At 71.7% G+C, this 11,001-nt stretch carries 9 protein-coding genes and 1 pseudogene; 6 read left to right on the forward strand and 4 right to left on the reverse strand.

What is annotated here, in order from left to right; genetic code table 11:
- Positions 1 to 504 precede the first annotated feature (504 nt).
- The 5 genes from J7E97_RS12875 (at position 505) to J7E97_RS12895 (ending at position 5,119) form a co-directional block, all read left to right on the forward strand.
- Entirely contained in the window at positions 505 to 1,272 is a 768-nt protein-coding gene (locus tag J7E97_RS12875) for a TraR/DksA C4-type zinc finger protein (protein ID WP_215026101.1), read from the forward strand.
- Between the two features lie 176 nt (positions 1,273 to 1,448).
- Positions 1,449 to 2,012, forward strand: a complete 564-nt coding sequence (gene lspA / locus J7E97_RS12880) for a signal peptidase II (protein ID WP_215026104.1) — start codon at positions 1,449 to 1,451, stop codon at positions 2,010 to 2,012.
- A 41-nt stretch (positions 2,013 to 2,053) separates the two neighbouring features.
- Positions 2,054 to 2,995, forward strand: coding sequence for an RluA family pseudouridine synthase (locus J7E97_RS12885; protein ID WP_215026107.1), 942 nt, complete (start codon positions 2,054 to 2,056; stop codon positions 2,993 to 2,995).
- On the forward strand, positions 2,992 to 3,456 hold the full coding sequence (locus J7E97_RS12890) for a GNAT family N-acetyltransferase (protein WP_215026110.1): 465 nt from the start codon (positions 2,992 to 2,994) through the stop codon (positions 3,454 to 3,456). Before J7E97_RS12885 ends, J7E97_RS12890 begins: the two co-directional genes overlap by 4 nt.
- 70 nt (positions 3,457 to 3,526) lie before the next feature.
- The gene (locus tag J7E97_RS12895; protein ID WP_215026112.1) at positions 3,527 to 5,119 is read left to right on the forward strand and encodes a Na+/H+ antiporter; all 1,593 of its coding nucleotides are present in this window, start codon (positions 3,527 to 3,529) and stop codon (positions 5,117 to 5,119) included.
- 38 nt (positions 5,120 to 5,157) lie between these two features.
- Here the strand turns inward: J7E97_RS12895 and J7E97_RS12900 are convergent.
- A pseudogene (locus tag J7E97_RS12900) lies at positions 5,158 to 6,209 on the reverse strand (mechanosensitive ion channel family protein).
- 50 nt (positions 6,210 to 6,259) lie between these two features.
- Here J7E97_RS12900 and J7E97_RS12905 point away from each other — a divergent pair.
- Positions 6,260 to 6,829: a dienelactone hydrolase family protein gene (locus tag J7E97_RS12905; protein WP_215026114.1), complete on the forward strand. Its 570-nt coding sequence runs from the start codon at positions 6,260 to 6,262 to the stop codon at positions 6,827 to 6,829.
- A 130-nt stretch (positions 6,830 to 6,959) separates the two neighbouring features.
- Here the strand turns inward: J7E97_RS12905 and J7E97_RS12910 are convergent, their stop codons facing one another.
- From J7E97_RS12910 to J7E97_RS12920, 3 genes are all read right to left on the reverse strand, one after another.
- The gene (locus tag J7E97_RS12910) at positions 6,960 to 7,901 is read right to left on the reverse strand and encodes a zinc metalloprotease (protein WP_215026125.1); all 942 of its coding nucleotides are present in this window, start codon (positions 7,899 to 7,901) and stop codon (positions 6,960 to 6,962) included.
- Positions 7,902 to 8,125: 224 nt separating this feature from the next.
- Positions 8,126 to 9,808: an alkaline phosphatase D family protein gene (locus J7E97_RS12915; protein ID WP_308346482.1), complete on the reverse strand. Its 1,683-nt coding sequence runs from the start codon at positions 9,806 to 9,808 to the stop codon at positions 8,126 to 8,128.
- Between the two features lie 139 nt (positions 9,809 to 9,947).
- Positions 9,948 to 10,745 (reverse strand): DsbA family protein, encoded by a 798-nt coding sequence (locus J7E97_RS12920; RefSeq protein ID WP_215026117.1) that lies wholly within the window; start codon positions 10,743 to 10,745, stop codon positions 9,948 to 9,950.
- Positions 10,746 to 11,001 lie beyond the last annotated feature (256 nt).

Here is an 11,001-nt window from a genome sequence, read left to right on the forward strand (position 1 = left end):
TCTACGGGTCGTGCGGGCGCCCGTGCGGGCTCCGTACGGCTTTCTTCCGGCGGCTCCGGGGTGATCCTTCGCATCGCGCTCGCCCCCGGGCTCTCACCGTCCCCGGGTCGCTCCTGGCTGCGTCCGACGCTACTCGTCCCCATCCATGCCTTTCGCTGGGCCCAGTGTACGGGCCGGGGCGCGGGTCGGCAGACCGGTTTCCGGGGCGCGGCGCGGGGACGCGGACGAGGGTGCGGGAGGGGGCGGGGACGGGGGCCCCGGCGGGGGCGCGAACGGGGAGGCGCGCGGGGAGGCGGGCGGGGCGGCGGATGACCCGAATGGGCGCGCGGGGCAGGTCCGGGGTGCCGTGGGGCGGGAGGGGCGGATTACCGGGCTCCCGGCTGGGCACAACGGATGCAGGTTGGCCTTGATGGATGCGTGCCCCGTTGCCGTGGGTCCGGAGTCGATTTATCGTTCCGGCACGATTCGCGAGCAATGATCACAGTATGTGAAGGGGCCGCGGCCATGGTGGCGAAGAAGACCGCCGGGAGTACTGCCAAGAAGGCTGTCGGAAGGGCTGCGCAGGAGGAGCCGGCGGCGCAGCCGGCGAAGAAGAAGGCCGTGGACGGGAAGGCGACGGCGTCGGCCAAGAAGGCCGCCGCCGTCAAGAAGACGGCCGTCAAGGAGGCGGTCGGGAAGAAGACGGCCGCGAAGAAGACGGCCGGGAAGGAGGCCACGGCCAAGGCGGCCGGGGCCGAGGGGGTGGCGGCGCAGGCCGCGCCAGAGACGGGAGCCCGGAAAGTGGTTGCCAAGAAGAGCACCGGCACGGCCAGGAAGACGGCCGCGTCCGCGACCAGCGGGCTGCCCAAGGCGCGCGGGGCGGCGGGCCTGGCGCCCGGCGAACTCGCCGTACGGCCCGGGGAGGACCCCTGGACCACGGAGGAGGTCGACGAGGCCCGCAGCGACCTGATGAGCGAGGTGCTGCGGCTGCGCGCCGAGCTCGACGCCTCCGAGGTGGCCATCTCGGGCCTGATGCGGGACTCCGGCGACGGCGCGGGCGACGACCAGGCCGACACCGGCACCAAGAACATCACCCGGGAGTCCGAGCTGGCCCTCGCGGCGAACGCCACCTCGATGCTCGAACAGACCGAGCGTGCCCTGGAACGGCTGGAGGCGGGCACGTACGGCATCTGCGAGAGCTGCGGCCGGCCCATCGGCAAGGCCAGGATGCAGGCCTTCCCGCGGGCCACGCTGTGCGTGGACTGCAAGCAGAAGCAGGAGCGGAGGCACTAGGCCGCCGCCGCGCCGCGCCGCTACCGCGCCGCCGCCACCCCGGCGCACCGGGCGGTGACGGTGGGCAGGTCGGCGGCCCCGGGACGCCCTGACGTACCCTCGTGTCTCGTCAGGGTCCGGAAGCGAGCCTGGCGGGACGGTCGGCAACCTGGTTCGGGCTAGTTCGAGGGACTCACGTGGCAGAGGCGGAGCGCATCATCGGTACGCCGGAGGCGGGCGAAGACGGCACCGAGCAGGAAGTCGCCGCGCCCAAGGGGTCGCGGCGGATCGTCGCGCTGCTCGTCGTGGCCGTACTGGCCTACCTGCTCGACCTCGGCAGCAAGATGCTGGTCGTCGCGAAGCTGGAGCACCAGCCGCCGATCCACATCATCGGCGACCTGCTGAAGTTCGAGGCGATCCGCAACCCGGGCGCCGCGTTCGGCTTCGGCGAGGCCTTCACGATCATCTTCACCTGCATCGCCGCCACCGTCATCGTGGTCATCGTGCGTCTCGCGCGGAAGCTGTACAGCCTGCCGTGGGCGATCGCGCTGGGCCTGCTGCTGGGCGGAGCGCTGGGGAACCTGACCGACCGCATCTTCCGCTCGCCGGGCGTCTTCCGCGGCGCGGTCGTCGACTTCATCGCACCCGCCCACTTCGCGGTCTTCAACCTCGCGGACTCGGCGATCGTGTGCGGAGGGATCCTGATCGTCCTGCTGTCGTTCAGGGGCCTGGACCCGGACGGCACCGTCCACAAGGACTGATCGCGGGACCGGGCGTCTGTCCGGTCCTGCATACTCGACAGGTGAGTACGATTCCCGAGATCCGCACCCTGCCCGTTCCCGATGGCCTCGAGGGCGAGCGCGTCGACGCCGCCATCGCCCGTATGTTCGGTTTCTCCCGGACGAAGGCGGCCGACCTCGCGGCCGCGGGGAAGGTGTCGGTCGACGGCAGTGTCGTCGGGAAGTCCGAGCGCGTGCACGGTGGCGCCTGGCTCGAAGTCGAGATGCCCGACCCACCGCGGCCGGTCGAGATCGTCGCCGAGCCCGTCCCCGGCATGGAGATCGTCCATGATGACGACGACATCGTCGTCATCATGAAGCCGGTCGGCGTCGCCGCGCACCCCAGCCCCGGCTGGACCGGCACCACCGTCATCGGCGGCCTGGCCGCCGCCGGGTACCGCATCTCCACCTCCGGCGCCGCCGAGCGCCGCGGCATCGTGCACCGCCTCGACGTCGGCACGTCCGGCCTGATGGCCGTCGCGAAGTCGGAGCGCGCGTACACCTCGCTCAAGAACCAGTTCCGCGAGCGGATCGTCGACAAGCGCTACCACGCGCTGGTGCAGGGCCACCCGGACCCGATGAGCGGCACGATCGACGCGCCGATCGGGCGGCACCCCACCGCCGACTACAAGTGGGCCGTGACCCAAGAGGGCAAGCCCTCCGTCACCCACTACGACCTGATCGAGGCGTTCCGCGCGGCGTCGCTGCTGGACATCAAGCTGGAGACCGGGCGCACGCACCAGATCCGCGTCCACATGGCCGCGCACCGCCACCCCTGCGTCGGCGACCTGACGTACGGCGCCGACCCGACGGTGGCGAAGCGGCTCGGGCTCACCCGGCAGTGGCTGCACGCCGTGCGGCTCGGCTTCGAGCACCCCTCCGACGGCCGGTGGGTGGAGTTCGAGAGCACGTACCCGGCGGACCTGCAGCACGCGCTGGACGTGATCCGCAAGGAAAGCGAGTGACGTCCTACTCGGTGCGGGTCGCTTCTACGGAGGCGGACCTGGCGGCGTGCTTCGCCGTGCGCACCGAGGTGTTCGTGGTCGAGCAGTCCGTGCCGGAGTCCGTCGAGTACGACGCGTACGACGCGATCGCCGTCCACGTACTGGCCGAGGGGCCGGACGGGGCGCCGCTCGGTACGGGCCGCCTGCTGCACGGGCCCGGGGCCCTGGGCAAGACCGGCTCCCCGGACGTCGGTTCGCTGGGCCGGCTGGCCGTCGCCAAGTCCGCGCGCGGGCTGGGCGTCGGCGTCGCGCTGGTACGGGCGATCGAGGCGGAGGCGGCCCGGTTGGGGCTGTCGTCCGTCGACCTGGGTGCGCAGACGCATGCGCTGGGCTTCTACGAGCGGCTCGGGTACGTGGCCTACGGGCCGGAGTTCGAGGACGCGGGGATCGCGCACCGGTCAATGCGCCGCGCCCTGGCGTAACCCCGGCCGGAGTCGGGGCCGGGCCCCGCGCCTCAGGCAGCTTCGGGGGTGGGGATGGCAGGGTGAGGGAGTGGATCAGCTTGCTCTGCTGTTCGTGTTGTTGCTCGGGGCCGTCGTCACCGTGCCGCTCGGAGATCGGCTGGGGCTGCCCGCGCCGGTGCTGATGACGCTCGGCGGGGTGGTGCTCGCGCTGGTGCCCGTCGTGCCGAACATCGACATCCCGCCCGAGTTCATCCTGCCGCTCGTGCTGCCCCCGCTGCTCTACGCCTCCGCACAGCGGACCTCCTGGCGACAGTTCGCCGCCAATGTGCGGCCGATCCTGCTGCTGGCCGTGGCGCTCGTCTTCGTCACGACCGCTGCCGTCGCCGCCGTGGCCCACGCCGTCGTGCCCGGGCTCCCGATCGCCGCCGCCGTCGCGCTCGGCGCGCTCGTCGCGCCGCCCGACCCGGTCGCCGCCACCGCCGTGGCGGGGGCGCTCCGGCTGCCCCGGCGGATGGTGTCGATCCTGGAGGGCGAGGGGCTCTTCAACGACGTCACCGCCATCGTGCTCTACCACGTGGCCATCGCCGCCGCCGTGAGCGGGAGCTTCTCGTGGCCCGCGGCGCTCGGGGAGTTCGTGCTCTCCGCCGTCGTCGCCGTCGCCGTCGGGCTGGCGCTGGGCTGGGCCGCCAACCGGCTGATGGGGCTGCTCGGCGATGCCACGCTCCAGATCGGGCTGACGCTGCTGGTGCCGTTCGTGGCGTACGTGGTGGCGGAGGAGTGCCAGGGTTCCGGGGTGCTGGCCGTGCTGACCACGGCGCTGTTCCTCGCGGAATACGCGACCGACGCCGACGACGTGCTCGGCAGGCTGGCCGGGCACACGTTCTGGGAAGTCGTCGACATGCTCGTCACGGGCGTCGCGTTCGGCCTGATCGGGCTGGAGCTGCACAACGTCTTCGGCGTCGCCCGCGGCCGGGAGTGGGAGATGACCGGCTGGGCGGCGGCCGTGGTCGCGGTGGTGGTCGGCGTACGGCTGCTGTGGCTGCTGCCGGCCGGCTGGCTCGCGAAACGGCTCCACTCGCTGCGCGACTACGACGAGGAGATCCCGCTGAGCTGGCGGGAGTCCGTGGTGATGTGGTGGGCCGGGATGCGGGGGGTGGCCTCCGTGGCGCTCGCCCTGGCCATCCCGCTCCGGACGGCGGACGGGGCGGAGTTCCCCGGCCGGGACCAGATGATCTTCATCGCCTTCGCCGTGATCATGTCGACGCTGGTGGTGCAGGGGCTGACCCTGCCGTGGCTGGTCCGCAGGCTCGCCGTGGAAGCGGACACCGACGAGGAGGCGGCGATCGCCCGGGACCTCGCGATCCGTGCCGCGAAGGCCGCGAAGCGGCGGCTGAAGGAGATCGAGCAGGCGGAGGACCTCCCGGAGGACCTGGTGGAGGTGCTCCACCGGCGTGCGTACGACGTGGGGGCAAGGATCAGCCCCGACATGGTCGACGAGGAGCGGCGCGAGGCGTACGAGAAGCGGGTGGAGCGGATCCGCGACGTGCAGCGCATCCAGAAGGAGATGATGTCCGCCGCCCGCCACGAGGTACTGGCGGCCCGGAGCGAACCCGGCGCCGATCCGGAGATCGTGGACCGGGTCCTGCGCCATCTGGACGTGCGCAGCCTCCGGAGCCCGTAGGGCCCCACCACCGGACCCCCACCACCGGACCCCGCGCCTCAGGCGCCGGCGGGGCCGGATGCGCCCGGCTCGTCCGGCGGGAACGCCGGGGAGGTGGTGATGCGGGGAAGGGCGTGGGGGTGGTGGGTGACGAGCCAGGTGATCAGGCGTTCGCGGACCGCGCAGCGGACCGTCCAGACGTCGTCGGAGTCCTTCGCCGTGACCACCGCGCGGACCAGGATCGTGTGCGGGGTGGTGTCCGTGACGGCCAGGGTGGCGGTGCGGCCGTCCCATTCCGGGATGTCCCGCAGGATCCGCGGGAGCTGCTCCCGCATCAGGTCCACCGGGGCGCTGTGGTCCAGGTACCAGAACACCGTGCCCGTCATCTGCGCGCCGCCGCGCGACCAGTTCTCGTAGGGCTTGCTCGTGAAGTACGACACCGGCATCGTGATCCGGCGCTCGTCCCAGGTGCGGACGGGAGGAAGGTCAGGGTGATCTCCTCGACCCTGCCCCACTCCTTGTCCACGACCACCGTGTCGCCGATCCGGACGGTGTCCCCGAAGGCGATCTGGAGTCCGGCGAAGAGGTTGCCGAGGGCGGACTGGGCCGCGATGCCCGCCACGATGCCGAGGACGCCCGCGGAGGCCAGCATTGAGGTGCCGACCGTCCGCATCTCGGGGAACGTGAGCAGCATCGCCCCGGCGGCCACCACGATCACCACCGCCGTGACCACCCGCTGGATCAGCGTGACCTGGGTGCGGACCCGGCGGACGCGGGCGTCGTCGGGATGGTCGGCCGCGAACCGGGCGTAGACGGAGTCCACGATCGCCGTGGTGATGCGCACCAACAGCCATGCGGCCGCGGCGATCAGGACCAGGGTCAGCGCGTGGCCCCAGCCGTCCTGGCGGCGGTGCACGCCCTGGAGCAGCGAGGCGGCCAGGACCAGCAGGGACGGCGGACGGCAGCGGCGCAGCAGCCCCCACAGCGGGGTCTCGCTGTGCCGGGCGTCGGCGCGGCGCAGCAGCAGGTCCAGCAGCCAGCCCGCGAACAGGGTGACGGCCAGGGTGCCGGCGAGGACCGGGACCGGGCGCAGGAGGGAGTCCGTGTCCATGGATGCCAACGTAGCCGGAGGGCGTCCGCGGGAGCTGGCACGATGGAGGCATGAACATCATGCTTTTCCATTCGACCTATGGGCTGCGGCCCGCGGTGCGGGAGGCGGCCGACCGGCTGCGCGCGGCCGGGCACGAGGTCCAGGTACCGGACCTCTTCGAGGGGCGCACCTTCGAGACCGTCGAGGAGGGCATGGCCCACCAGGAAGAGGTCGGCCGTGACGAGCTGCTCAAGCGCGCGGTGCTGGCGTCGGCCCCCTACTCCGATCAGGGGCTGGTCTACGTCGGCTTCTCCTTCGGCGGTTCGATCGCCCAGCACCTGGCGCTCGCCGACGAGAAGGCGCGCGGGCTGCTGCTCCTGCACGGCACGGCCGATCTGGAGGAGAACGCCGCGGTCGACGAGCTGCCGGTGCAGCTGCACATCGCGGACCCCGACCCGTTCGAACCGCACGACTGGTTGACCGCCTGGTACCTGCGGATGCGGCGGGCCGGAGCGGACGTGGAGGTCCACAGCTACCCGGGGGCCGGGCACCTGTTCACGGACCCGGGCCTGGACGACTACGACGCCGAGGCCGCCGAGCAGGCGTGGACGGTCGCCCTCGGCTTCCTCGACAGCCTGTAGGCAGGCCGACCGGGAGGCCGGAGCGGAACGCGCGGACGGGGCCCCTCGAAAGGGGGCCCCGTCGTCATGTGTGCGTCAGAACGTCAGAACATCAGATCGTCGGAACGCCGGAACGTCCCGGTGTCGGAGCTCAGACGCGGTACGCCGTCCACATGCTCTTCATGCGGCTCACCTGGCCCGCGGTGAACTGGTACATGCAGGAGTCGTACGTGTAGTCCATGAAGTTGTGGATCGGGTCGACGCCCGCCTTGCTGGCGCAGGTGTCGCGTCCGGTCGGGCACTCGAAGGCCGCGCTCTTCTCGGCCGGGGTGTCCGAGACGGAGTCGCCGCTGCCGTTACAGCCGCCCTGGAAGGTGTGGTAGAGCCCCATCCAGTGGCCGACCTCGTGGGTCGCGGTGTCGCCCTCGTTGTAGTTCGCCGCGGAGCCGCCCGGCAGCGAGGTGTCGAGGACGACGACGCCGTCCATGGACGGCTGGGAGGCGTACGAGCTGGGGAAGGTGGCCCAGCCGAGCAGCCCGCCCGAGAGGTTCGCGGTGTAGATGTTGAGCGCGCCCGCGCCGCCCTTGCGCAGGGAGGACTTCATGTCCTTTTCGGCCGTGGAGCCGGAAGCCAGGTTGTACCAGGTGGCGTTGTCCGTGTAGTCGGTCGCGGCCAGGGTGAACTGGTAGGTGCTGTCCGCGTTGCCGGTGCCCTGGCCGGCGTACGCCGCGTTGAGGACCGCCAGCTGCTTGCTGACATCGGTGGACGTCAGCTTTCCGGTGGTGCCGGAGTGGATGACGTGGAAGTACACGGGGATGCTCGTGGCGGCATCGGCGGCGGTCAGGCTGCGCGGCCCCTTCGAGATCTTGTCCAGCTTCGCCTTGAGGTCGGCGTCCATGGCCTTGGACTGGGCCTCGGTGACCTCGTTGGGCTCGGCCGCGTTCTTGTCCTTCGGGCGCGCCACGCGGGCGTTGGCCGCGCCGGCGGTTTCCTGGGCACACACCTCGGCGCCGGTCTTGGCGGCGGCGGCGACGGTGCCGGGGGCGGCGAGCGGGGTGAACGCCAGGGTGCCGGTGAGTACGGCGGCACCCATCAGGCGACGGCGAAGCAGGGGGGATATGCGGGCAAGAGCGCGCACGAATGCTCCTCGTAAGTGGGGGGTATGGCAGGAAGGGATCTCCTCATGCTGGCGCGAAGCTTACGGTTGACTGTCATATACAGGTCAAGACTCTGACGTAAAAGATTTGTTGCTTCTGATGTCAAAGGGGCGCCTGGTCTGCACCAGACGCCCCTCCTCGCAGGAGATTTGACGGTATGTCAGAGCACCGGCCGGTCCGCCCGCTCCACCTTCTGCGTACCGTTCAGCGTCCGGTACGAGCGCTGCCAGGCGGCCGTGGCGTCCTGGCGCCGCTTGTCGGAGACCACGTAGTAGTCCATCTGCGAGCGCTCGGCCGTCACGTCCAGGACCCCGTATCCGTGGGCGTCCATGTCCAGCCACTTCACGTGCCGGTTGGCGGCCTTGATCGCCGTCTCCGCGACCAGCGAAGCCGTGTCGGCCGGCACGTGCAGCAGGTCGTCGATGTTGTCGGAGGTCACCGAGGTCACCACGAACTCCACGCCCGCCGACCGCGACCACGGATAGGTGGCCGCCGTCACCGGGACGTCGTTCGCCCACGCCATGTGGATGTCGCCGGTCAGGAAGACGGTGTTGCGGATGCCCCGGTCCGTCAGGTGGCCCAGCAGCTCCTTGCGGTCGTCCGTGTACCCGTCCCACTGGTCCACGTTGACCGCGAGGCCCCCCTCGGGCAGGCCGAGCAGCTCCGCGAGCGGCTCCAGCAGGTGCGCCGGCAGCGAGCCGAAGGCCACCGGCGAGATCATCACCGAGGTGCCCACCAGCTTCCAGGTCGCCTGCGAGCCCGCCAGCCCGGCCTTCAGCCAGTCCAGCTGCGCCCGGCCGGTGATGGTGCGCTCCGGGTCGTCGACCGTGCCGCTGCCGGTGGCCGCCTGCTGCGAGCGAAAGCTGCGCAGGTCGAGCAGGTGCAGGTCGGCGAGGGTGCCGAAGCGCAGCCGGCGGTAGACGGTGCCCTCGGTGGACGTGCGGACCGGCATCCACTCGAAGTACGCCCGGCGGGCGGCCGCCGCGCGGGCCGCGAACTCGCCCTCGGTGGCCGGATCGTGGTTCTCGGCGCCGCCGGACCAGGTGTCGTTGGCGATCTCGTGGTCGTCCCAGATCGCGATGACGGGGTGGGCCTGGTGCAGGGCCTGGAGGTCCGGGTCCGTCTTGTACTTGCCGTGGCGGGTGCGGTAGTCGGCCAGGGTGAGGATCTCGTGCGCCGGCTCGTGCTGCCGTACGACGTACTTCGCCTCCGGGTAGCCGCCGCTCTTGTACTCGTATATGTAGTCGCCCAGGTGCAGGACCGCGTCCAGGTCGGCCCGCGCGGCCAGGTGGCGGTACGCCGAGAAGTAGCCCGACTCCCAGTTGGCGCAGGAGACCACGCCGAAGCGGACCCCGGCGGTGGTGGTTTCGGCGGCCGGCGCGGTGCGGGTCCGTCCGACCGGGGAGACGGCGCCACCGGCGGTGAACCGGTACCAGTACGCCGTCTGCGGCCGCAGCCCCCGTACGTCGGCCTTGACGGTGTGGTCCGAGGTGGCGCTCGCGGTGACGCGGCCGTGCGCGACGATCCGGGAGAAGGCCTTGTCCTCGGCGATCTCCCAGTCCACCGCGGTGTCCGGGCCCAGGCCGGAGCCCGGTTCGGCCCCGTCGGCCGGGGTCACGCGGGTCCACAGCAGGATTCCGTCGGGCAGCGGATCGCCGGAGGCGACGCCGTGCGTGAAGGTGGGGGCGCCGGAGGCGCTCGTGGCGGCCCGGGCGGTGCCGGAGGCCAGCGCCGACATCGGGGCGAGCGCCGCCGTGGCGGCCGCGGCCAGGACGACCGTACGGCGGCGTGGGGTCGGCTCGGGGGCCGACGCGGGGGCGGGGGAGCTGAGTTGACTGGTCACGGGTCATCATATTACCGACGGGTATCGCCCGTGGAACAGCCTTGTGACGGCAACGGGCGGGCGAACTCCAGGAGTTCGCCCGCCCGTCGGCCCGCAGGGCTCTCGGTGCTCCGCCGCCCGGCGGGGAGCGGGGGAGGCCTCAGCCGGCGATGGCCTTGTCGATCGCCGTCGTGAACGCCTCGGGGGACTGCGGCAGCGGCTCGATCTTCTTGCCGTCCATCTTCAGCGTCGGCGTGCCCGTCACCCCGCTCTTCTCGAAGGCCTTGGACATCTCCAGCGCCCAGCGGTTGTACTTGCCGTCCTCGACGTCCTTCTTGAACTCGGCGTTGTCCTTGAGCGACGGGACCTGGTTCGCGACCGACAGCAGGTAGTCGTCCTTGGCGAACTTGTCGTCCTTCTCCTCCGGGTGGTTGGCCGCGGAGTAGAGGGCCGTCTTGTACTCCAGGAACGCCTCGGGGCTGACGTTGAGGGCCGCGCCCAGCGCGCTCAGGGCGTTCTTCGAGCCGCTGCCCGGGAAGCCCTTGTCGAGGAAGGTGGCACCGATGTACTGGATCTTGTACTTGCCGGCGTCGAGGTCCGTCTTGAGCTGCGGGCCGACCGCCTGCTCGAAGGTCGCGCAGACCGGGCAGCGCGAGTCCTCGTACAGCTCCAGGGTCTTCTTGGCGTCGGCCTTGCCCAGGACGACGGTCGTGCCGTTCTCGCCCGTGGTGTTCTTCGGCGCGACCACGGCCGCGTCGGCGGCCTTGTCCCACTCGCCGGGCTTGTTGGCCTGCACGACCAGGTAGCCGACGCCGCCCGCGAGGGCGAGGACGCCGACGACACCGGCGGCCACGAACACCTGCCGGCGGACCTTGGCCTTCTTGGCGTGCTGCTCGCGCTCGGCGCGCAGCCTCTCGCGGGCCGCGGCCTTGTTCGCCTGGCTGTTGCGTGCGCTCATGGTGATCTCCGTGGAATGTGACCCCGGACGGGAGCCGGGGGAAGGGTGGACTGCCTGCGTACGTCAGGCGCGAGCGAGCGCGCCGCGTACGCGAGGAGGTCCCCGCCGTCCCACGGAATGTGCCGGGAACCGCGTACGGTGCCCCGTGCCCGCGAGCGCCGGCCGCGCCGCCATCGGCGCGGGGGCGAAGGTCTTGGCCCCCCGGGCGGCGGCCAGCCGCAGCGGCCGGAAGGCGCAGGCGGCCGCCGCGCTCAGC

Origin of the sequence: Streptomyces sp. ISL-66 (assembly GCF_018614135.1) — a bacterium.
GTDB lineage: Bacteria > Actinomycetota > Actinomycetes > Streptomycetales > Streptomycetaceae > Streptomyces.